Here is a 22,213-nt window from a genome sequence, read left to right as displayed (position 1 = left end):
CCTCCTGTGAGGTCGACATGGACCGCGCCTCGCCCGACTATGCTTGCTGTCATGAATGCCGACCGCGACGTGAAGTATGGCTGTGCAGGGCTGATTCGGCGATCCGTGTCTCGAAGATCAATCATTGCGATCAAAAATCACCGCTGTCACATATGCTTGCAGCGCGAATAACCAGAGCTCTCGGATATGCGTGCGGCACTCCAATACGCTCCGAGCAGGCGTCCATTGGTCGCGACATTATGTTGCATTGCAAAAACAATCTGACCATCAGTTGGGTTCCGGCAACGCAGACATGAGCTGCCGGTTTCGCTATTTTGAAGCGATAACAGTGTGTTCTGCGTCAATCTGTCATCGCCGGGAACATGCCCTGCGACATCCTGCGCGCTTTTGCGCAGTGCACAATCCGCCTAGAACCATGTCGCGAACAACTTGCTGCCTTATCAACCTGGCGGCGAGGCGGGCTATGTTACTCTTGTCGCTGACAAGAGCTGGAAAGCCAGTCATATTAGCGGTCCTATATCTTCGATTGCAGCAAGTGTGTTCTGGGTTCGGCGAGGGGAAGATGCGTCCGCGATGCGGATCATACCATCTTCGTCCGTCGACGGACTCTCCTTGATGGTATGAGATTGGAAAGGGTCGGCCAAAGTGAGTGTTTCCTCCACCAGCGATGGAATGTTGGAAAGACGAGAGGCTCAGGGTTCGAGCATTTCGACAATCAACAATACTCTCGAGGCTACGTCCTATCGGTGGACGAGGCGCGTTGCCGGCCTGGGTCCTGCGTCGGCCATTCTCTGTCTTTCCTCTTTGCTGTGGGTCGGCCAGGCCGCGATGCTTTCGATCGGCGTCGGAGCAATCAGCCAAGGCGGCGGCGTGAGCGAGGTGGCAGTTCCCGCTGCTGTCGTTGCTGGTCTTGGTATTTTGCGCGCAGCCCTGGATGCGGTGGGCGGCCGATTGGCTTTCCGCGCGGCTCGACGAGAATTGAGCGTCCATCGCGCTGCCGGCGCTGCATCGCTCGCGAGGCGCTCGCCGCTCGATAGCGCCAGGCCGGCATCCGGACTGGCCGCAAGCGTTGTGGGTGAGCAGGCCGAGGCGATCGTTCCCTATCTGGCACGGTTTCGTCCCGCCCGCCTGAAGGCAAGCGCGATACCACTGGTCTTGTTCGCCTGCATTCTGCCGATTTCCTGGGTGGCGGCACTCGTCCTGGCTCTCTGCGCGCCGTTGATCCCGATCTTCATGGCGTTGATCGGCTGGCGTGCGCAGGCTGCGAGCGAAAAGCAGCTGGCCGAAACCGGCGGCATCAACGCCTTTCTGCTCGACCGGCTGCGCGGTCTTGCCACCATTCGTGCGCTTGATGCTGTCGATGCGACGGCGTTGCGGTTGCGGGCGGATGCGGAATCGCTGCGGGTCCGCACCATGACCGTGCTGAAGATTGCCTTCCTGTCCTCGGCAGTGCTCGAATTCTTCGCCGCTCTCGGTGTTGCCGCCACCGCCGTCTATGTGGGTTTCAGCCTGCTTGGGTCGATCGATATCGGCACATGGGGGGGCCGCCTGACGCTCACACAGGGGCTCTTTATCCTTCTTCTCGCTCCGGCCTTCTTCGAGCCGCTGCGCGAACTGTCGGCCGTCTGGCACGACCGCGCCAATGGCGAGGCGGCTCTCGCGGCGTTGAAGGATCTGGCGACATTGCAACAGACCATTCTCGGCGGCAGCGATGGCAAACCATCGGTGTCCATTGGTGCCGCTTCGGTTGACCTGGAAGGGGTGGTCTTTCGCCACGGGCCGGAGCGAAAACCTGTCATTGATCATTTCGATCTGTCGATCGCACCGGGTGAACATGTGGCGCTGTGGGGGGCAAGCGGCTCTGGCAAGACCACGATCCTATCACTAATCGCGGGCCTGGCGCGTCACGAGGCTGGTATCATCCGCATCGGCGGCATGCCGTTGAGGGACGATACTGCAGATGAATTGCGCCGTCGTATGGCCTGGATAGGCCAATCGCCCCATGTCTTTGCCGGCAGTGTCATGCGCAATGTTGTTCTCGGGCGCGCCGGTATCGACCGGGACGCGGTTACGGCTGCCCTTGCAGGTGTTGCTCTCGATCGAGTCTTCACTGCCGAGCGTGTAGCGGCAGTCGGGGAGGGAGGTCTTGGTCTTTCCGGCGGTGAAGCGCTGCGATTGGCGCTGGCGCGGATGATGGTCGATGAACAGGCCGACATCATCCTCGCGGATGAGCCGACAGCCCATCTCGACGCCGAGACCGCGTCTGCCGTGACAGATGCACTGCTTGCGCTTGCCGAGGGTCGCATCCTGATCGTCGCCACCCATGATCCAGTTCTGGCCGGACGTCTGGGCCGCATTATCAGCCTGGATGCGCAAGCCCGGAGGGCGGCCGCATGAAACGATCGCTGACGGCTCTCCTTCCTGTCATCAAGCTGTTCTGGATCGAACGCGGAGCGAGCCTTACGCTCGGTGCTGGCCTCTCAGCCCTGGCGATGCTTGCCGGCGGCGGACTGCTGGGGCTCTCCGGCTGGTTCATCACCGCCTCGGCTTTTGCCGGCTTGTCGGCAGCAAGTGCCATGGTCTTCGATGTCTTTGCGCCATCGGCGGGCATTCGCATGCTGGCAATCGGCCGTACAGCAACCCGATACGGCGAAAGGATCGTCACGCATGATGCGACGCTCAAGGTGCTTGCGGCGCTGCGCGAGCGGCTGTTTCGCGGTTGGGCCGCGCCTGTCGCAGCGGCGTCGATGATCCGTCGGCCGGCGAAAATGCTGTTTCGGCTGACGAATGATGTCGATGCGCTCGACTCGCTCTACCTTCGTGTGTTGGTGCCGGCCGTTGTCGCCATCCTCGCGGCGTTTGCCGTCACGATCGCGCTCTTCTTCATCGATCCGATGCTTGGCGGTCTTGCGGGGCTATGGCTCGTGACCATCTGTCTTGGTCTTTCGCTTATCGCTGCGCGCATGGCGCTGAAGCCGGGGCGGCGGCGCGCCCATGCGATGGAGGCCTTGCGAGCCCGGAGTATCGATCTCGTGGCGGGCCAGACCGAGCTGGCAATGGTCGCGCAGTTGCAGGCGCAACAGCAGGCGATTGCCGAGGCGGATCGCCGTCTGGCGCAGGCGGATGATGCTCTCAACCGTATCGACAGCGCGGTTGCGGCCGGCTTTTCTCTGGCGTCGACCTTGCTTTTGACTGCGACCCTGCTGAGCGTCGCGTTGCTTGCCAAAGCGGGAACCATCGGCGCGCCTGCTGCTGCCTTCGCACTCCTCATTGCCTTCGCTGCCACGGAGCCGTTTGCGGCCATGCGACGCGGCGCCCTGGAACTCGGGCGCACCTTGCTTGCTGCCAAGCGCATAGCTCCGCGGTTGAGCCCGGTTGCCACGGCACAGAAGATCGCCGTGCCGGAGGCGGGCTGGGCCTTCAAAGTGAAAAGTGCCGTCGCCGGACATGAAGGTGCCGCGCGGCCTGCTTTGCCGGGTCTGTCTCTGTCGTTGGCAATCGGCGAACGATTGGCCGTCGTCGGGCCGAGCGGAGTGGGAAAATCGACACTTTTGGCATTGCTGGCAGGCGAGATCGCTGCGAACAGCGGCTCTATTGCCTGTGTGCCGACGGCGAGGTTGACGCAGCGCAGCGAGCTGTTTCAGGACACGGTGCGCGGCAATCTGCAGCTGGCCGCGCCGGATGCCGACGATAGCCGACTGCTCGTAGCGCTTGAGACGGCAGGGCTACGCGAGGACATCGAAGCCTTGCCGCATGGTCTTTCGACCCGGCTCGGCGAGGGCCACAGTGGTCTCTCCGGTGGACAGTTGCGCCGGCTGGCGCTCGCCAGGCTTCTACTGCGGGATACACCCATTTGGCTTCTCGATGAACCGACGGAAGGCCTCGATGCCAAGACGGCGCGTGCTGTTATCGAAAGATTGGCCGCAGTGGCCGTCGGGCGCACCCTCGTAATCGCCACCCACATTCGTCGCGAGGCTGAAATAGCCGACCGCATCGTACTTCTGGATGGCGGTCAGATCACCGCGACAGCACGGCGCGGCACACCGGAATTCGAAACGCTTCTCGCCCGGCTTCGGCCGGACTGAGGAGCAGACAACATGCCCGCGGCGCGTCGAATGGCGCCGCATTCCTGTCAGACACACCGTAGGGGGTGGGAGAAAGACTATGGAACTTGATATCGTGGCGCTATCGCGCCTGCAGTTTGCCATGACGGCGTTGTATCACTTCTTGTTCGTGCCGCTGACGCTCGGCCTTTCCGTGCTGCTTGCCATCATGGAGACGACCTATGTGATGACCGGCCGTCAGATCTGGCGGCAGATGACGAAGTTTTGGGGAACGCTCTTCGGCATCAATTTCGTGCTCGGCGTCGCCACCGGCATTGTGATGGAATTCCAGTTCGGCATGAACTGGAGTTATTACAGCTATTATGTCGGTGACATCTTCGGCGCGCCGCTTGCGATCGAAGGCCTGATGGCCTTCTTCCTGGAGGCGACCTTCGTCGGCCTGTTCTTCTTCGGCTGGGACAAGCTCTCCAAGGTCGGGCACCTCGTCGCCACCTGGGCCGTCGCGCTCGGCTCGAACTTCTCGGCGCTTTGGATCCTGATCGCCAATGGCTGGATGCAAAACCCTGTGGGTTCGGCGCTCAACCCGCAGACCATGCGCATGGAGATCACCAGTTTCTTCGATGTCGTCTTCAACCCGGTGGCGCAGGCGAAATTCGTTCACACCGTTTCGGCTGGCTACGTCTGTGCCTCCATTTTCGTACTCGGCGTCTCCGCCTGGTATCTGCTGAAGGGCCGCAGCGTCGAGCTGGCAAAACGCTCCATGACGGTCGCGGCATCCTTCGGCCTTGCCTCGGCCCTATCGGTGGTCGTGCTCGGCGACGAGAGCGGCTATCTGACGACAGAGCATCAGAAGATGAAACTCGCGGCAATCGAAGGCATGTGGACGACCGAGCCGGCACCGGCCGCCTTCACCGCCTTCGGCTTTCCGGATCAGGAGGCGCGCGAGACGCATTACGCCGTGCACATCCCCTGGGTCATGGGCCTGATCGGCACCCGCTCGCTGACGACGGAAATTCCCGGTATCGACAAGCTCGAGGCCGAGGCCAAGGACAATATTCGCCAGGGCATCAAGGCCTATGACGCGCTGATGAAGATCCGCGCCGCAAAGCCGGCAACTGCGGGCGAAACCACGCAGGATGTCGCTATCACTGAGGCGCGCTCCTCCTTTGAGGATATCGGTCATCAGCTCGGCTACGCGCTCTTGCTCAAGCGCTATGTCAACGACCCGCGCCAGGCGACCGAGGAGCAGATTGCACAGGCGGCGCGCGATACCATTCCCCATGTGCCAACGCTGTTCTGGTCCTTCCGCATCATGGTCGGGCTCGGCATGTTCTTCATCCTGCTGACGGCGGTCTTCTTCTGGCTGTCGGCGCGGCGCAAGCTTGATCGATATCCGCTCCTGTTGAGGGTCGCGGTCTTCGCCATTCCGCTGCCCTGGGTCGCCATCGAACTGGGTTGGGTTGTTGCCGAATTCGGCCGCCAGCCGTGGATCATCGAAGGCGTGCTGCCGACCGCGGCTGCGGTCTCCAATCTCGGCGCCGGCACCGTGCTTCTGACCATTCTCGGTTTTGCCGCACTCTATACCGCCCTCATCGTCATCGAGATGACGCTGATGATCAAGGCGATCCGCAAAGGCCCCGATCCGGACGATAAGCCGGAGGCCAAGCTGATTTCCGAAAACCTCGTTCCGGCTGCGGAGTGAATGCCATGATCCTGCATGAATTGATCGACTACGAGACCCTGCGCATCATCTGGTGGCTGCTTCTCGGCGTGCTGCTGATCGGCTTTGCTGTCACCGATGGTTTCGACCTTGGTGTCGGCACGCTTCTCCCATTCGTCGCAAGGACGGATACGGAGCGGCGCATTGCCATCAACTCGATCGGCCCGACCTGGGAAGGAAACCAGGTCTGGCTGATCCTTGGCGGCGGCGCCATCTTCGCTGCCTGGCCGCCGCTTTACGCGGTATCCTTCTCCGGCTTCTATCTCGCCATGTTTGCCATCCTATTTGCTCTGATCCTGCGACCGGTCGCCTTCAAGTATCGGTCGAAGCGGGATAGTGCCGCATGGAAAACCGGCTGGGACTGGGCATTGTTCATCGGCGGCTTCGTTCCCTCGCTGATCTTCGGCGTGGCGGTCGGCAACGTTCTCCAGGGGGTTCCCTTCAGGTTCGATGACGATATGCGGATCTATTACGAAGGGTCCTTCTTTGCGCTTCTGAATCCTTATGCTCTCCTATGTGGTGTTCTGTCCGTTGCGATGTTGGTCATGCATGGCGCGGCCTGGCTCCGGGTTAAGACGGATGGCGTTGTCGCCGAACGTGCTCGCCGTTACGGCAGTATCGCTGCCTTGGTGGTGATCGTGCTCTTCGCGCTGGGTGGTGTGTTCCTTTGGATGGGGATCGACGGCTATCGCATCTCCAGCGTCATTGACGCGACCGGACCGTCCAACCCGCTGCTCAAAACCGCCGAGCATAGTCCGGGAGCCTGGCTTGCCAATTACAGCGCGCATCCCTGGATGATCGTTGCCCCGGTCCTTGGCTTTGTCGGCACGGCTGCCGCCCTGCTTGCGCTGCTCGGCCGGCGCGAAGTGACGGTGCTGCTGTTCAGCAAGCTTGCGATCTTCGGCATCATCTCGACAGTTGGCTTGTCAATGTTCCCCTTCCTCTTGCCATCATCGCTCGATCCGCGATCCAGCCTGACGGTTTGGGACGCTTCGTCTAGCCACATGACGCTGTTCATCATGCTTGTCGTCACGATCATCTTCCTGCCGATAATCCTGGCTTACACCGCCTGGGTCTATCGCGTGCTGTGGGGCAAGGTCGATGCAAAAACGGTCAACGACAAGGGCGGTCACGCCTACTGATTTCAAGGAGATTTCGCATGTGGTACTTCGCCTGGCTCCTCGGCTTTCCCCTTGCCGCCGCTTTCGCCGTCCTCAACGCCATGTGGTACGAGCTCGTCGACGATAGAGCAAAAGAGAAAGCCTCCGAAACGCAGAGGCAATGATCGTCAGGCCAACGCTTGACGATGGCTTCGCTTTGAAACACGGCACGCCGACTAGACCGGCGTGCTGTTTCGTGTCCGTTGCGGGTATACATTCAATGTAGATCACAATGCATTCAATCCCGGCTTCGTCTTCTCGAAGCCGGATCTGGATACAGCGCTGCGACATTTGGTCATTCGGCTATCGAGAGACGGCCTCCATTTTTACATAACGTATGTGTTATGCAACAATGTGCCATCAATGTCGGTTGGGCCGGTCCCCATCCAAACCAGATTTCGGAGCGCAGACATGAAGAATTGGCACCCTGATCTCAGCCGCTCCACAAACCCGCGCTATATGGCCATCGCGGATCTGATCGAGATTGATTTGCGCAGCGGCGTCCTGGCTGCCGGCGACAGGTTGCCGCCGCAGCGCGAACTGGCCAAGCGCCTGAATATCGATTTCACGACTGTCGCCCGCGGCTATGTCGAGGCACAGAAGCGAGGACTGGTGGACTCGCATGTCGGTCGCGGCACCTTCGTCGCCGGCGGCACGGGCAGGGGGCGTCGAGGCTTCTCTCTTGATATGGCTGCCGATCCGCGTCGCGCTTCTGCCGTCGATTTTTCGATGAACTTGCCGCCTGATCTCACTGATCCGGACCTTGTTGCGCGCATGCATGAGGGAATGTCCGCGGTGGCCGCCAATCTCACATCGTTGCTGCGCTATCAGGATTTCGGCGGCTCGGAGATGGACAAGGAGGCTGCCGCCACCTGGCTCGGCCGCCGTGGAGTGGCGCCGCCACAGGAGCGCATTTTCGTCACGCCGGGCGCTCATCCGACCCTGCTTGCGATCTCAGGCATGCTTGCAAAGCCCGGCGAGGTGGTGCTTTGCGAAGATATCACCTATGCCGGCATGCGCTCGATCGCAGCCCAGCTTCGCCTGAACCTTGCCGGTCTGGCGATGGATGAGGAGGGCATTTTGCCGGAAGCTTTTGAAGAAGCCTGTAAAGGGCTGCGGCCGAAGGCGCTCTATCTCAATCCGACACTGCAAAACCCGCTGACTCTGACCATTCCCGAGAAGCGTCGCGAGGAGATTGTCGCCGTTGCCCGCCGACATCGGGTGCCGATCATAGAAGACGATGCCTATGGTTTCATTCCCTTACAGGGACCGCTGCCCTTTGCCGCGATTGCACCGGATTTGACCTGGCATATCGGTGGGCTCGCAAAATGCATCGGAGCCGGGCTTCGGCTTGCCTATGTCGTCGTACCCGATACGAAATCGGTGTGGCCGTTCGTGAGCGCCATGCGAACGGGCAATGTCATGGCCTCGCCGCTCAATATGGCACTGGCAACCCGCTGGATCGAGGATGGCACGGCCGATGGTATTCTGCGCTTCATCCGCGCGGAAGCCGCCGCCCGTCAGGACATGGTGGCAAGCATATTTCCGCCCGGCAGCTATCGTGCCGATCCGCTCAGCTTCAACATCTGGCTGCCCTTGACCAAAGGCTGGACGCGCTCGACCTTTGGCAGTCATATGCGCAATTCCGGTATCGGCGTTGTAGCAAGCGATGCCTTTACGGTTACAGGACCGGCGCCGGAGGCAGTGCGCGTCTGCCTCGGTGGTCCGATCGGCCGTGACAGGCTGAAAGTGGCGTTGGACTTCATGGCGCATGCCCTTGAAGGTCCGCCGGAAATGGCGGCTTCCTTCTTCTGATCTCAGTAAGTTATCGCCGCGCACAAATTGAATGCGCAATGAATGGATTTCGGTTCAGCGCGACTTTGCCGCCTGAGTCTTCGTAGTAGGCTGCGTCATTCTGACGAATGGACTCGCATCTTACATTCAATGTATCTATATTGAATGTAATCAATACGGCTATTGAATGCATCGCATCAATGACCTAATTTGAAAGCGAGATTGTTATGGATACCGAATATCCGCCGCTGAGCCCTCTCCAGACCGGTTTGAGGTGTCGTTGCCCGCGTTGCGGTCAGGGGCGTCTGTTTGATGGTTTTCTGACCCTGCGCAAGGAATGCGAAGCGTGTGGCCTCGATTACTCCTTTGCCGATCCGGCGGATGGGCCGGCGTTTTTCGTGATCTGCTTTGCCTGCATCCCAAGCGTCCTTCTCGGTGTTTGGCTGGAAGTGGCGTTTTCAGCACCGATCTGGGTTCACTTCGTAGTGACCGGGCCGTTCATGCTGGCGACCTGCATTCCACCATTGCGGCCGCTCAAAGGCTGGCTGGTCGCAAGCCAGTATTTCTACAAGGCCGAAGAGGGCAAGCTCGTCCGCATGCCGGAAACCGAGACGCCGCATTCAGTGAACTAAGGTCTGCGGGGATGGGAATTCCATGATGGAAGTTGGATTCGACGATGTTTCGAGCCGCTGCTCCCCGCAATAGATAGTCTCAAGTCATAGCCTGGAAATATTCAAAATGGTGGATTGGTTCCCTATAGTCTTCATTGTGTTCAAGGTTGTCGTGCTAGGCACCGGCATGTACTTCGCCATCAAGTGGCATCACGATCAAGGGAAGAGGAAATAACGAAACCAGAGGGCCGTTACTGGCCACCGGCCGTAGGCCCTTGTCGGCTCCGGGCAGAAATCTCTGCGCTCCGCGCCGGATATCAAAGCTTCGGCATCGCAGTGCCCATGCCGCACTGCACATTTGACCAAATAAGCCGCCCTTCATGTCAAAAAAGTATCGGTCGAGCGTACAAGGCGTAGTAGCGGCAGGTTGCCGCAAGGCGTAGATTTGACCTCATAGAAGACGTGATAGCCTCTGGGAGGAGGCACCGCAGCCTTGGTAGCGTGCGGACGGACGAAAGGAGGCTGGCTGATGAACCCTGATTTGGAAGTTGTGGCGATCGGCAGTGGCGAGTCCTTTAAAGCCTGGGAGCATGGCTATCCCTACCGAACGGTCCGCTGGCATTTTCATCCCGAATACGAAATCCATCACGTCGTTGCCACGACAGGCCAATATTTCATTGGCGATTTCATCGGTGAGTTCGAACCCGGAAATCTGATCCTGACCGGGCCGAACCTGCCGCATAACTGGGTGAGCAACGTCCCGGCCGGCGTGACGCTTCCCTTGCGCTGCCGTGTCCTGCAATTTTCCGAATCCTTCTTTGCCGATGCCAGCAAGATCTTCCCGGAGTTATCGGCCTGCGCCGAGATACTGGAACTCAGCCGCCGCGGCGCGCTTTTCACGCCAGAAACCGCAGCCGTCGTCGGCCCCATCCTTGGCGAGCTGGTCCAGGCATCGGGCATCCGGCGTATCGAGCTTTTCATGAACATTCTCGACGCGATGGCCAGTGCCGAGGGCACCCGCTCGCTCGCCAGCGCGGGCTATCAGCCGGACCCTTCGGGTTTCATGTCGGCGGGCGTCAATCAGGCGCTGTCCTATATCAATGCGCATCTGACCGAGCCGTTCAGCGAATGTGATCTTGCCGAGCTGACCGGCCAGAGCCCGAGCGCCTTTTCGCGCAGCTTTCGCCGGCACACCGGTATGGCGCTGGTGCAATATGTCAACCGCCTGCGGGTCAACTTTGCCTGCCATCTGCTGATGAGCAAGGCTGATATGTCGATCACCGACATCTGCTTTGCCGCCGGTTTCAACAATATCTCGAATTTCAATCGCCGCTTTCTGGATCAGAAGGGCATGGCGCCCTCGCGGTTCAGATCACTATTGGCACAGCATGCACGCGCGGTGGAGGCCGCTTAACCGAAGGAGGAAGGGGAGGAAAGACAACAATTCCGGCCAAGCGAACGGGCACCTCTGTCGCCCGAAGGAGAACGCTTGTCCGAAAAATAGCCGTCACCTTGGTCGGATGATCGTCTCAGGGGACGCCAAACAAGAGCATCGCGTGCGGACAGCCGTGATGATCGAGGGAAACCATTACCATTTGGAACGGAGAATTTCCAATGAACCATTTCGCACTGAAAATTGCCGGCGCAGCCGCGCTTGCGGTCGGTCTTATGAGCGGCACATCCGCTTTCGCGCAATCCGCCAAGGTGACGGACGCAACCGTCGCCTTCCTGATGCCCGACCAGAGCTCCACGCGTTACGAAGAGCATGATTTCCCCGGTTTCCAGGCGGAGATGAAGAAGCTCTGCGCCGGCTGCAAGGTCATCTATCAGAACGCCAATGGTGATGCTTCGCGCCAGCAGCAGCAGTTCAACTCGGCGATCTCGCAGGGCGCCAAGGCCATCGTGCTCGATCCGGTCGATTCCACCGCCGCGGCCTCGCTGGTGAAGATGGCGCAGAGCCAGGGCGTTCGCGTCATCGCTTATGACCGGCCGATCCCGTCGGCTGCGGCCGACTACTATGTCTCCTTCAACAATGAAGAGATCGGCAAGATGATCGCGAAGTCGCTGGTCGATCATCTGAAGGCCAAGAACGTCAAGGCCGGAGATGGCGGCCTGCTCGAGATCAACGGCTCGCCGACCGATGCCGCCGCCGGTCTTATCAAGAAGGGCATCCATGCCGGGCTTGCCGAGGGCGGTTATCCCGTGCTCGCAGAATTCGATACGCCGGACTGGGCGCCGCCGAAGGCACAGCAATGGGCAAGCGGCCAGATCACCCGCTTCGGCAAGAAGATCCTTGGTGTGGTCGCGGCCAATGACGGCACGGGCGGCGCAGCCGTCGCGGCCTTCAAGGCGGCCGGCTTCGATCCGGTGCCGCCGGTGACGGGCAACGACGCCACCATCGCCGGCCTGCAGCTCATCATTTCCGGCGACCAGTACAATACGATCTCCAAGCCGAGCGAAATCGTCGCCGCGGCTGCCGCCAATGTCGCGATAGAATTGCTGTCGGGCGAAACGCCAAAGGCGGACACGAAACTCTTCGATACGCCAACGAAGCTCTTCACGCCGGCGCTTGTCACATCAGACAATCTCAAGGCCGAGATCATCGACAAGACTGTCGCCGGCAAGCCGATCCAGACACCGGCCCAGCTTTGCACCGATCGCTACGCTGAAGGCTGCAAGAAGCTCGGTATCGGCGGCTGATCATAGCTCTTCGACAGGGTCCGGCCGCTTCGGCGGCCGGCAACAAACCAAATCTCATTGCAATCCGAACCGAGAGGGTGGCGAACCATGATTGACGCTTCCGATCAAAGAAGCCCCACAGGCGAACCTGTGCTCAGCCTGCGAGGTGTCTCCAAGCACTTCGGCGCCGTCTCGGCACTGACCGATATCAACCTCGATGTGCATGCCGGCGAAGTCGTGGCGCTTGTCGGCGACAACGGTGCCGGCAAGTCGACGCTCGTCAAGGTTTTGGCTGGCGTCCACCAGCCGAGCGCCGGCACGATTACATTTGCAGGCAAGCCGGTCACGCTCAGTGATCCCGCCACAGCGCTTGATCTCGGCATCGCCACCGTCTTTCAGGATCTGGCGCTGTGCGAAAACCTCGATGTGGTCGCCAATATCTTTCTCGGCCGGGAGCTCACCCCGCTGAAGCTTGATGAAACGGCGATGGAAGTGCGTGCCTGGACTTTGCTTAATGAGCTTGCCGCCCGCATCCCCAGCGTACGCATCCCGATCGCCTCGCTTTCCGGCGGCCAGCGGCAGACGGTGGCGATCGCCCGTTCGCTGCTGCTTGAGCCGAAACTGATCATGCTGGACGAACCCACAGCCGCGCTCGGCGTGGCCCAGACTGCGGAGGTGCTGAACCTCATCGAGCGCGTCCGAGACAAGGGGCTCGGCGTGATCATGATCAGCCATAATATGGAGGATGTGCGCGCCGTTGCCGACCGCATCGTCGTGCTGCGCCTCGGCCGCAACAACGGGATCTTCTATCCCGACACGTCAAATCAGGAGCTTGTCAGTGCCATCACCGGCGCCACGGAAAACTCCGTGTCGCGCCGCGCCGGGCGGCGTCAGGTTCAACAGGAACAAAGAGATGGGGGCCAGCCATGAATCAGGATACGAAGCAGCCGGCGGCATTGCTCGACCGCAGCGACGTTCGCGTCAGCCATGAAACAGGCATTGCCGCAACGATCCGCTCCTCCATCGACAAGGTGCGGTCAGGTGATCTCGGCTCATTGCCCGTCGTCGTCGGCCTCGTCATCATCTGGACGGTGTTCGGCACGCTCAATCCGACATTCCTCTCCAGCAGCAATCTCGCCAATTTGCTGTTCGACGCCTCGACGGTCGGCATCATCTCGCTCGGCATCGTCTGCGTACTGATGGTCGGCGAAATCGATCTGTCAGTGGGCTCGATCAGCGGCTTTGCTTCGGCCATGGTCGGCATGCTCTGGGTCAATGAAGGTTGGCCTGTCGCTCTCGCCATTCTGGCCGCGCTCGTCTTCGGCGGAGTGATCGGCATCATCTACGCCTTGCTCTTTAACCGCCTGGGCATGCCGAGCTTCGTTTCGACGCTGGCGGGACTTCTGGCGGTGCTCGGTATGCAGCTCTATCTGCTCGGCGCCACTGGCTCCATCAATCTGCCCTATGGTTCTGGGCTCGTGAACTTCGGCCAGCTCCTCGTTATTCCGCGCCCGCTTGCCTATCTGCTGGCGCTTGTTCCCGGCGTGGTGATGTTGTTTGCCGGCTTCGGCATGGTTCGCCGCCGCCGGCAGGCGAACCTGTCGACCCCTTCGATTGGCGGCCTCGTTGCAAAAGCCACCGCCATCACGATCGCGCTGGAATTCGTCGCCTTCTATCTCAACCAGGATCGCGGCATTCCGTGGATGTTCGCCCTGTTCGTGGTGCTCGTCATCGTCATGGATTACGCATTGACGCGCACCCAATGGGGCCGGTCCATGTCGGCTGTCGGTGGCAACCGGGAAGCTGCGCGCCGCGCCGGCATCAATGTGCGCATGATTTATACCAGCGCCTTCGTGCTCTGCGCCATGTTTGCTGCCCTCGGCGGCGTGCTGGCGGCGGCACGGCTGGCTTCTGCCAGTCAGCAGGCCGGCACCGGCGATGTCAACCTCAATGCGATCGCCGCAGCCGTCATCGGCGGCACCAGCCTCTTCGGTGGCCGCGGCAATGCCTATTCGGCACTGCTAGGCATCATCGTCATCCAGTCGATCGCCAGCGGCCTGACCATGCTCGATCTGTCATCGGCGCTTCGCTACATGATCACCGGCGCAGTTCTTGCCATTGCCGTCATCGTCGACTCATTGGCCCGCCGTTCCCGCGCTTCCCATGGACGCGGCTGATTTCATCACAAGGTAAGGATTGATATGAGACAGGATTTTACCGGTAAAGTCGCCGCCATCACCGGGGCCGCCTCCGGGATTGGCCTGGAATGCGCCAAGTCGCTTTTGAACGAGGGCGCCAGCGTCGCCCTCGTCGACAGGGCCGAGGACACCTTGAAAAGCCTCTGCGCCGAACTCGGCCCGAATGCCCATCCGGTCGTCGTCGATCTTCTGAACCCTGCAAGTGTCGCTACCATGATGCCGCAGATCCTGGAAAAATTCGGCAAGCTCGATATCTTTCATGCCAATGCCGGCGCCTATATCGGCGGTGAAGTGGTGGAAGGCGATCCGGACGCTTGGGATCGGATGCTGGATCTCAACATCAACGCGGCATTCCGTTCGGTCCGGATGGTGCTGCCGCACATGGTTGAACGCAAGACCGGCGACATCATCATGACCAGCTCGATTGCCGGTCTCGTTCCGGTGGTCTGGGAGCCGATTTACACGGCGTCAAAGCACGCAGTTCAGGCCTTCGTCCACACCGTACGCCGTCAGGTCGCCAAGCATGGCATCCGCGTCGGCGCCGTTGCACCGGGGCCGGTGGTGACCGCACTCATCAGCGATTGGCCGCAGGCAAAGCTCGATGAGGCCATCGCCGCAGGCGGCCTGATGGAGGCATCCGAGGTGGCGGAGGCTGTGCTGTTCATGCTATCGAGGCCGCGCAACATTGTCATTCGGGATCTGGTGATCCTGCCATTGAGTACGGACCTCTGATGACGGCATCTTATTTCATCGGCATCGACGTCGGGACAGGCAGCGCCCGCGCCGGCGTCTTCGACGCGAGCGGACATCTGCTCGCATCGGCCAAGCGCGCGATCACCATCTGGCACGAGGCTGGCAGCATTGTTGAGCAGTCCAGCGAGCAGATCTGGAAAGCGGTTTGCGACAGCGTCAAGGAAGCCGTCGCTTCGGCTGGAATAGCGGCATCCGCCGTTGCCGGCATCGGCTTCGATGCGACATGCTCGCTGGTGACGATCAAGGCGGATGGCGCGCCCATCGCCGTCGGCCCCTCGGGCGATCCCGCACGCAACATCATCGTCTGGATGGACCATCGCGCCGCCGGCGAAGCCGAGGAAATCAATGCCGGCAATCACGCCGTGCTGCGCTATGTCGGCGGCCGCATCTCGCCGGAGATGGAGACCCCGAAACTTCTCTGGCTCAAGCGAAACCTGCCGCAATCCTTTGCAGCGGCTGACCATTTCTTCGACCTCGCCGATTATCTGACATGGCGCGCCACGGGTTCATTGCAGAGATCGGTCTGCACGGTGACCTGCAAGTGGACCTATCTCGCCCATGAAAAGCGTTGGGATGCTCAGTACTTCAGGGATATCGGCCTCGGAGAGCTGGCGGATGAAGGTTTCGAGCGGATTGGCACCGAAATCGTCGAGCCTGGCGCCGCCTTGGGCGATGGGTTGAGCGAAGCTGCCGCACGTGATTTGGGTCTGATTGCCGGCACGCCCGTCGGCGCATCGCTGATCGACGCCCATGCCGGCGGTGTCGGCACTTTGGGCGGCCAGGATGCTGACGGCAACGCCGATATCAGGAACAGGCTCGCTTATGTCTTCGGCACCTCGGCGTGCTCGATGGCATCGAGCGAGACGGCGGTTTTCGTCGATGGCGTCTGGGGTCCCTATTATTCGGCGATGGTGCCCGGTCTGTGGCTGACCGAGGGCGGGCAGTCGGCTGCGGGAGCCGCCATTGACCATCTCGTCACCATGCATCCGGCAGCAGCCGAAGCGCGTGCTAAGGCCGAGGCCGAAGGGCTCTCTCTTGTTGCCTGGCTCGACCGACAGGCGACTGCGGCCTGCAAGAATGCGTCGGATGCGATTGCGCTCGCGAAATCCATTCAGGTCGTGCCGGAATTCCTGGGTAATAGATCTCCCTATGCGGACCCCGATGCGCGCGCTGTCATCTCCGGTCTGGCACTGGAAACAGGGATAGACGATCTGGTAGCACTTTACGTCGCTGGCCTTTGCGGCATCGGCTATGGCTTGCGGCAACTGCTGGAAAAGCTGGCGCAGGATGGCATCGGCTGCGATCTCATCGTCGCCAGTGGTGGTGCCGCCCAGAGTGGGCTTGTACGCCAGCTTCTGGCCGATACGACCAATAGACCGGTCGCCGTCACCGATACCGAAGAACCTGTTCTTCTCGGCGCTGCCATGCTTGGTGCCACGGCAGGCAAGCGCTACGGCTCCCTGACCGAGGCGATGGCGGCGATGTCGAGGCTGGCGGAAGTGTTTGTTCCGGCGGATAGGCCTATCAAGACGCAACACGACCGTCGCTATGCCGCATTCGAACTTCTGCAATCGGCCGATCGAAGCATCCGCTCGCTGATGGCGTCGTAGATGTCATCAACTCGCCTCCATCGCTGATGCCGGCGGAGGCGAGGTCGGCATCTTGTTCAAAAATAGCTTCAAACGTCATTCGGCATCTATGCTGCGGCCGCATATAAACTAGATTACAGGTTCACCGCCGCAGCATGCGGCCCATCCCAACAAAGGAGTGGACCATGGATATCAACAGGAACGGCTCGCAACCATCAGGCAAGGGCCCTTCGGACTGGTTTACCGGCACTGTGCGTATCGACCCATTGTTTGCAGAGAACGAAGCGCGGCGCGCCGCATCCAGCAGCGTCACCTTCGAACCGGGCGCGCGGACTGCGTGGCATACGCATCCGCGCGGCCAGACGCTGATCGTCACCGCGGGTTTCGGGCGGGTCCAACGGGAAGGTGGCCCGATCGAAGAGATCCGCCCGGGCGACGTCGTCTGGTTCGAGCCGGGCGAAAGGCACTGGCATGGCGCTTCGCCAACCACAGCCGTGACGCATATTGCCATCCACGAACATCTCGACGGCAAGGTCGTCGATTGGATGGAGCATGTGACGGACGAGCAATATCAGGGGGAATGATCTGTAATATTCCCGTCGTCAGAAACGTGTGAAGGCGCAAGAAGCCGAGCGTTATCCCACTGCTCTTCGCGGCAACCTTCCTGCGGCATCAAGGTCAGAATGCGCCTGTCTCGCTGAAGGGCGTTCCAACTGAAACAAGCTCAGCAGCTCGAATAAATTCTCAGCCTCGGCCGCGAGGACAAGTGCGGCCGCAGCTGATTCCTGCACGAGGGTCGTCGTTTGCTGCGTACCGCGATCCAGCACGCCAACAGCGCTGCTGACTTCCTTGAGGGTTACCGCCTGTTCCTTTGCCACACCCACGATCATCGAGACATTGCCATCGACGCTTTGAACCTGGGACTCGATTGTTGCAAGGGCAGAACCGGTTTCCATAACCAGAGCCACGCCGCTCTGCACATTGTCGCTCGAAAGCGCAATCAGATCCTTGATCTCCTTGGCGGCGACCGCTGACCTCTGCGCAAGTTCACGCACCTCCTGGGCAACAACGGCAAAGCCCTTGCCGGCATCGCCGGCACGCGCAGCTTCTATGCCAGCGTTCAGGGCGAGCAGATTGGTCTGGAAGGCTATTTCATCGATCACGCCGACAATATTGGTGATCTCCTGGGACGAGGTCTCTATCCGACCCATGGCATCGATCGCGCGACGCACCACGGTTGCAGAATGGGCCGCACTTTCCCGAGTTTCCCGTACAAGCTTGCCGGCAGCATCGGCGTTTTGACTGGAGTCGGCAACGGTGGTGGTGATCTCTTCCAGCGCTGCGGCCGTTTCTTCCACCGAAGCCGCCTGCTGCTCGGAGCGCTTGGCGATATCGTCGGATGCTTCGTGAATCCTCTGAGTGCCAGAGGAAATCGTGCCAGCGGCACGGGCTACGGATTGCATGGCAGCATGCAGCTTGCCGACCGCACCATTGAAATCGGTGCGTAGCCTTTCAAGTGTCGGAATGAACGGTGTTGCCAAATGCTGCGTCAGATCACCGTCGGACATCTGTCCGAGCGCGCCACCCAGCGCTTCGACATTGTTGACGCGGCCGGTCACGTCTGTCGCAAATTTCACGACCTTGAAGACCCTGCCATCCGTGTCGAAGATCGGATTGTACGATGCCTGGATGAAGACTTTCCGGCCGCCCTTGCCGATGCGCATGAACTCGTCGGCAATGAACTCACCCTGGGCGAGCCTGTTCCAGAATTGGCGGTATTCGTTGCTGCCTCTATAGGCCTTGTCGCAAAACAGGGAGTGGTGCATGCCCTGTATTTCCGACAGCTCGTAGCCCAAGGTTTGCAGAAAGTTCTCGTTTGCGCCAAGGATGCGGCCATCCGGTGTAAATTCGATAACGGCTTGTGAGCGCGACAGCGCGTCGAGCTTGCCGGCGTCCTCGATGCTCTTCAATTTGGCAGCGGTGATATCTGCGGCGATCTTTACGACCTTACGGAATTTCTTGCCCCTGCGCACCGGATTGTATGTGGCCTCTATCCAGATCTCCTTGCCGCCCTTGCCAAGTCGTCTGTACTGGCGGCTGTCGAATTCGCCTCGCGCCATCTTTGCCCAGAATTGTGCATACTCCGCCGCCGCTGCTTCCGCAGGCGCAACGAAGATGCGATGATGCTGGCCGATGATTTCCTTCAGATCATATCCGAAAACGCGGCAGAAATTGGCGTTCGCCGTCAGGATTTTCCCGGAAATATCAAACTCGATGATGGCCATCGACTTATCGATCGCGGTAAGTACAGCGGTTGCTTCGAGGCCGAAATTCAATGACATGGCTTTCATATGAAAGTCTCCTAATTCCATGACGTGAATTGATGCGTTTTGGGCGATGTAAAATCGATAGGGCGACTTGATTTCAGGAGTGATCTTACTGCCGACAAAAAGTATTTTTTGCATGGGTAAATGCTCTAGGAAGCTTAATGTGTTCCTAATTCTGCATTTCCTGGTAGAAATTACTGCGCAAAACGGACATGGAAGCGGAAAGTGTATAGTGCTACCCTCTACCTGAAGCTTTATTTTTTGAGCGCTTGTGGAGGTATGAATCCACAATGTCGTTACGATAACGACTGCAGCCGCAGGCAGATATGCGTTTGAATAGGAGCCATGCTATTTAATGGGCCCGCGAATATTGAGGATTTCGAATGGATTCTCCGCAGCGTCCCATGCCGACCGAAGCAGGCATCTTGCAGTTCATGGAGATCGGCGACTCCTTCTATCCACCGGATGCCGTCTCCGCCTCGATAGAGCAGCAGCGTCAATGGTATGATGCGCTATGCGCTCGCTTCGATCGGCCGTTGCCGGATGGCTTACGCATAGGTGATGAACTCGTGGCGGGGGCAATTCCCGTCAGGCGTTATCATCCAGCCGACATCCGCACCGCGACCTGCCTGCTTTATCTTCACGGCGGCGGCTTCGTCGTCGGCTCGCTCGATAGCCATCATGCGATCTGTGCCGAGATTGCCGACCATGTCGGAGCGGAACTTGTCTCGGTCGACTATCGTCTTGCGCCGGAACATCGATGGCCGGCACAGACGGATGATTGTTTCAGTGTCCTCAGACAATTGCTCGCGGAGGGCAAAGAGATTGTGTTGATCGGCGATAGCGCCGGCGGCAATCTGGCGGCCGGATTGGCCATTCGCGCCAAGGCTGAGGACCTTTCGGGAATTATCGGCCAGATCCTGATCTATCCGGCACTCGGCGGCGACCTCGTTTCGGGCTCGTATCTGGAAATGGCGGAAGCGCCAGGGCTGACGACGGCCGACGTCAGCTATTACCGCAGCGTCTTGCAGGCCCCATCGGGCAATCCCATTGCCGAGCCGCTTGCCTTGCCTTCTGTTGCCGGCCTTCCGCCCACGTTCATCACGGTTGCCCATTTCGATCCACTGCGTGACGACGGCCGCAACTATGCGGCGCGGCTGGCGCAGGCGGGCGTTGAGGTCTGGTTCCGTGAGGAGCCGCAGATGGTACACGCCTGGCTGCGGGCAAGGCATATGAGCGAGGGGGCCCGCGCCGGCTTTGCCGCCATATGTGCGGCGGCAAGCCGGTTTGCAGGCTCGCGATGATCTACATCAGATCGCGGGGGATACGCTTCTCCTCGAAGATCTTCTCAAAGATCTGCATCTCGCCTTCATAGGCGATTACTGAGGCGCTGATGACCCAGTCGGTTGCCGTGCAGGATATGGCCGATGTTGCGACGGTGCGGACGAACCAGTTCGGCCGTTTCATGTCGCAGGTCCAGATCGAGATACCCGTCATCGAGAGCGGATCATCCGGTGCAATGGACCAGACCTCTTCGCGTGCCTGGCGCGTTGAAAGACCTGTACCGGGATGTTCAGAAAGGCCAGTATCCTCTTGAATTTCATAGCGAGTGCGCCCCGCTGAGAGGTCGCGGAGTACCTGCCGTTTCGTCGATCCTAGCGCATGCTCGATGTATTTCGGCAGGGGATCGGGATTATCAGGCTGCTTCAGATCGATGATGTCATGTTCGCCGAGTAATGGCAGGCCAAGGCCGATGGAAGCCAGATCGATTGTCAGGCCTGGATTTTCCGGAGGTGGCAGCACCATCGGCCAATAGGACGTCGACAGGGACAGGCGAATGCGATGGCCCTTGCGGAAACGGTAGCCGCAGGCATCGAGCGTCAGCGTGACTGTGGTTCGCTCGCCCTTGCTCAACGGCTCTGGTTCGGCATTGCCGTTGCGATGGGCGAGATTGAGCACGCCGAAGGAGACACGGGTTGCCGTGCCGTCCGGATGGACATCGACAAGTCGCGCGCAGAGATTGGCGGTGTCGGCATCGCATCGCAGCGTTAGCGTGATGACCGGGCGGCCGAGATAGTCGTGATCCTCGGCAAGCGGCGCCGTCTGGAAGGTGAGGGAGCCGGCATCGTCGAGACGTTGGTCGATCGCCAGTTCCGCGTCCGGTTTCAGGGTGAACCATTCGCCTGCGGCCGTGCCTGTGTCGAGTGGCGAGCGCAGGTAGACGGGATGCTCCGGCGCATGCGGGATCGGCATGCCTTCCATCAGAGTGCCGAACTGCTCGACATAGAAGCACTGCATCTCAGGCTTTTGCCATTCTTCCTTGGCGATCCAGAAGCCGGGATCGAAATCGCGTCGCCTCGCGGGTTTAATGGCGTCAAGGATGTAGGCGCGAACCGACGGCATGTTTTCCGCGCCATTTTGCTCGCCGCGCAGCCAGCAGTTCCACCAGGCGATAGCCTCGCCGTGGAAATCGGCGCGCGGCTTCGGCCAGGCGAAATGCGGATATTTGTGAACCCAGGGGCCGATCAATGCCTTCGCCTTGTCGCCGAGGCCTTCGACAGCCAATAACGGCGTATTGCGATAGCCGTCCGCCCAGCCGGCGATGACGATGGCCGGAATATCGAACTCAGCGAAATTCTCGCAGATGGAACCATGCCGCCAGAAGTCGTCGCGGCGCTGATGCTCAAGCCATTCCTCCATGAAGAAGGGCTCCTGCTCCAGGCGCTCCAGCCACATCTCCCGCCAACGCTCACCGACGATGGCCGGATCGGGTGCGCGTGACTGATAGGCCAGCATGGTTGCCGCCCAGGAAAGCTGGGCGGAGAGATGGCAGCCGTTCTTGTAGTGGATATCGTCATTGTAGCGGTCGACGGTGGAGGCGATCGATATGACGGCCTTCAGCGCCGGCGGCTTCAAAGCGGCGACCTGCAGGCAATTGAAGCCGCCCCAGGAGATGCCCATCATGCCGACCGAGCCGTTGGACCAGGGCTGCGCCGCAATCCAGGCGATCAGCTCGCAGGCATTGGCAAGCTCGAGTTCGGTATATTCGCCATCGATGATGCCATCGGATTCACCGGAGCCTCTGATGTCGACGCGAACGCCGGCAATGCCGGCGGCGGCGAAGACCGGGTAGGTGGATTCGTCGCGAGGGCTGGTTCCGTCCCGCTTGCGATAGGGCAGGAATTCGAAGACGGCGGGCACGGGGTTGCTGTCAGCCTCATCCGGCATCCAGATACGCGCGGCGAGGCGCGTGCCGTCCTTGAGGGTGATCCAGTGATTTTCGATAGTAGTGAAGTTGCGGTCTGACATGATCATTTA

The 22,213-nt window shown here is 60.2% G+C and carries 17 protein-coding genes; 15 read left to right on the top strand and 2 right to left on the bottom strand.

All coding sequences use genetic code 11. The features are described 5' to 3' along the window. The first annotated feature begins 672 nt into the window (after positions 1-672). The 14 genes from cydD (at position 673) to ACQZ6F_RS01675 (ending at position 17,152) form a co-directional block, all read left to right on the top strand. Positions 673-2,397 carry a thiol reductant ABC exporter subunit CydD gene (gene cydD / locus ACQZ6F_RS01740; protein ID WP_449095796.1) on the top strand — a complete coding sequence of 575 codons (1,725 nt, stop codon included), beginning with the start codon at positions 673-675 and terminating at the stop codon, positions 2,395-2,397. Then, complete coding sequence (locus ACQZ6F_RS01735) at positions 2,394-4,085, top strand: amino acid ABC transporter ATP-binding/permease protein (protein ID WP_449095765.1); 1,692 nt, start codon at positions 2,394-2,396, stop codon at positions 4,083-4,085. Before cydD ends, ACQZ6F_RS01735 begins: the two co-directional genes overlap by 4 nt. A gap of 79 nt (positions 4,086-4,164) precedes the next feature. Beyond that, positions 4,165-5,766, top strand: coding sequence for a cytochrome ubiquinol oxidase subunit I (locus ACQZ6F_RS01730; protein WP_174074299.1), 1,602 nt, complete (start codon positions 4,165-4,167; stop codon positions 5,764-5,766). 5 nt (positions 5,767-5,771) lie between these two features. Continuing rightward, the gene (cydB, locus tag ACQZ6F_RS01725; RefSeq protein WP_449095764.1) at positions 5,772-6,926 is read left to right on the top strand and encodes a cytochrome d ubiquinol oxidase subunit II; all 1,155 of its coding nucleotides are present in this window, start codon (positions 5,772-5,774) and stop codon (positions 6,924-6,926) included. 17 nt (positions 6,927-6,943) lie between these two features. Further along, the gene (gene cydX / locus ACQZ6F_RS01720) at positions 6,944-7,069 is read left to right on the top strand and encodes a cytochrome bd-I oxidase subunit CydX (RefSeq protein WP_449095763.1); all 126 of its coding nucleotides are present in this window, start codon (positions 6,944-6,946) and stop codon (positions 7,067-7,069) included. A gap of 286 nt (positions 7,070-7,355) precedes the next feature. Next, on the top strand, positions 7,356-8,759 hold the full coding sequence (locus ACQZ6F_RS01715; protein WP_449095762.1) for an aminotransferase-like domain-containing protein: 1,404 nt from the start codon (positions 7,356-7,358) through the stop codon (positions 8,757-8,759). Between the two features lie 206 nt (positions 8,760-8,965). Then, positions 8,966-9,370: a DUF983 domain-containing protein gene (locus ACQZ6F_RS01710; RefSeq protein ID WP_449095761.1), complete on the top strand. Its 405-nt coding sequence runs from the start codon at positions 8,966-8,968 to the stop codon at positions 9,368-9,370. Between the two features lie 508 nt (positions 9,371-9,878). Continuing rightward, positions 9,879-10,763: a helix-turn-helix domain-containing protein gene (locus tag ACQZ6F_RS01705; protein ID WP_449095760.1), complete on the top strand. Its 885-nt coding sequence runs from the start codon at positions 9,879-9,881 to the stop codon at positions 10,761-10,763. Positions 10,764-10,963: 200 nt separating this feature from the next. Further along, positions 10,964-12,049, top strand: coding sequence for an ABC transporter substrate-binding protein (locus tag ACQZ6F_RS01700; RefSeq protein WP_068392768.1), 1,086 nt, complete (start codon positions 10,964-10,966; stop codon positions 12,047-12,049). A gap of 87 nt (positions 12,050-12,136) precedes the next feature. Continuing rightward, positions 12,137-12,958, top strand: a complete 822-nt coding sequence (locus tag ACQZ6F_RS01695) for an ATP-binding cassette domain-containing protein (RefSeq protein WP_449095759.1) — start codon at positions 12,137-12,139, stop codon at positions 12,956-12,958. Then, a complete protein-coding gene (locus ACQZ6F_RS01690) occupies positions 12,955-14,205 on the top strand; it encodes a sugar ABC transporter permease (RefSeq protein ID WP_449095758.1) in 1,251 nt (416 codons plus the stop codon). The genes ACQZ6F_RS01695 and ACQZ6F_RS01690 overlap by 4 nt, the downstream gene beginning before the upstream one ends. A gap of 24 nt (positions 14,206-14,229) precedes the next feature. Further along, a complete protein-coding gene (locus tag ACQZ6F_RS01685; RefSeq protein ID WP_174074308.1) occupies positions 14,230-14,958 on the top strand; it encodes an SDR family oxidoreductase in 729 nt (242 codons plus the stop codon). Then, positions 14,958-16,589, top strand: a complete 1,632-nt coding sequence (locus ACQZ6F_RS01680; protein ID WP_449095757.1) for an FGGY-family carbohydrate kinase — start codon at positions 14,958-14,960, stop codon at positions 16,587-16,589. The genes ACQZ6F_RS01685 and ACQZ6F_RS01680 overlap by 1 nt, the downstream gene beginning before the upstream one ends. Before the next feature lie 164 nt (positions 16,590-16,753). Further along, complete coding sequence (locus ACQZ6F_RS01675) at positions 16,754-17,152, top strand: (R)-mandelonitrile lyase (protein ID WP_077468149.1); 399 nt, start codon at positions 16,754-16,756, stop codon at positions 17,150-17,152. A 51-nt stretch (positions 17,153-17,203) separates the two neighbouring features. On the opposite strand, the gene ACQZ6F_RS01670 is transcribed toward ACQZ6F_RS01675, so the two are convergent. Then, positions 17,204-18,919 carry a methyl-accepting chemotaxis protein gene (locus tag ACQZ6F_RS01670; protein WP_449095795.1) on the bottom strand — a complete coding sequence of 572 codons (1,716 nt, stop codon included), beginning with the start codon at positions 18,917-18,919 and terminating at the stop codon, positions 17,204-17,206. Positions 18,920-19,278: 359 nt separating this feature from the next. On the opposite strand from ACQZ6F_RS01670, the gene ACQZ6F_RS01665 reads away from it, so the two are divergent. Beyond that, positions 19,279-20,199, top strand: coding sequence for an alpha/beta hydrolase (locus ACQZ6F_RS01665; protein WP_449095756.1), 921 nt, complete (start codon positions 19,279-19,281; stop codon positions 20,197-20,199). A 1-nt stretch (position 20,200) separates the two neighbouring features. Here ACQZ6F_RS01665 and ACQZ6F_RS01660 read toward each other — a convergent pair whose 3' ends face one another. Next, positions 20,201-22,204, bottom strand: a complete 2,004-nt coding sequence (locus ACQZ6F_RS01660) for a CocE/NonD family hydrolase (protein ID WP_449095755.1) — start codon at positions 22,202-22,204, stop codon at positions 20,201-20,203. Positions 22,205-22,213 lie beyond the last annotated feature (9 nt).

It is taken from the genome of Rhizobium sp. A22-96 (assembly GCF_053521805.1).
The sequence above is the reverse complement of the archived record's forward strand: the minus strand, read 5'-3'. Positions and strand labels throughout refer to the sequence as shown.

Coding starts and splice junctions, on each gene's coding strand:
- cydD (WP_449095796.1), top strand. CDS start 673: ATGTTGGAAAGACGAGAGGCTCAGGGTTCGAGCATTTCGACAATCAAC.
- ACQZ6F_RS01735 (WP_449095765.1), top strand. CDS start 2,394: ATGAAACGATCGCTGACGGCTCTCCTTCCTGTCATCAAGCTGTTCTGG.
- ACQZ6F_RS01730 (WP_174074299.1), top strand. CDS start 4,165: ATGGAACTTGATATCGTGGCGCTATCGCGCCTGCAGTTTGCCATGACG.
- cydB (WP_449095764.1), top strand. CDS start 5,772: ATGATCCTGCATGAATTGATCGACTACGAGACCCTGCGCATCATCTGG.
- cydX (WP_449095763.1), top strand. CDS start 6,944: ATGTGGTACTTCGCCTGGCTCCTCGGCTTTCCCCTTGCCGCCGCTTTC.
- ACQZ6F_RS01715 (WP_449095762.1), top strand. CDS start 7,356: ATGAAGAATTGGCACCCTGATCTCAGCCGCTCCACAAACCCGCGCTAT.
- ACQZ6F_RS01710 (WP_449095761.1), top strand. CDS start 8,966: ATGGATACCGAATATCCGCCGCTGAGCCCTCTCCAGACCGGTTTGAGG.
- ACQZ6F_RS01705 (WP_449095760.1), top strand. CDS start 9,879: ATGAACCCTGATTTGGAAGTTGTGGCGATCGGCAGTGGCGAGTCCTTT.
- ACQZ6F_RS01700 (WP_068392768.1), top strand. CDS start 10,964: ATGAACCATTTCGCACTGAAAATTGCCGGCGCAGCCGCGCTTGCGGTC.
- ACQZ6F_RS01695 (WP_449095759.1), top strand. CDS start 12,137: ATGATTGACGCTTCCGATCAAAGAAGCCCCACAGGCGAACCTGTGCTC.
- ACQZ6F_RS01690 (WP_449095758.1), top strand. CDS start 12,955: ATGAATCAGGATACGAAGCAGCCGGCGGCATTGCTCGACCGCAGCGAC.
- ACQZ6F_RS01685 (WP_174074308.1), top strand. CDS start 14,230: ATGAGACAGGATTTTACCGGTAAAGTCGCCGCCATCACCGGGGCCGCC.
- ACQZ6F_RS01680 (WP_449095757.1), top strand. CDS start 14,958: ATGACGGCATCTTATTTCATCGGCATCGACGTCGGGACAGGCAGCGCC.
- ACQZ6F_RS01675 (WP_077468149.1), top strand. CDS start 16,754: ATGGATATCAACAGGAACGGCTCGCAACCATCAGGCAAGGGCCCTTCG.
- ACQZ6F_RS01670 (WP_449095795.1), bottom strand. CDS start 18,919: ATGAAAGCCATGTCATTGAATTTCGGCCTCGAAGCAACCGCTGTACTT.
- ACQZ6F_RS01665 (WP_449095756.1), top strand. CDS start 19,279: ATGGATTCTCCGCAGCGTCCCATGCCGACCGAAGCAGGCATCTTGCAG.
- ACQZ6F_RS01660 (WP_449095755.1), bottom strand. CDS start 22,204: ATGTCAGACCGCAACTTCACTACTATCGAAAATCACTGGATCACCCTC.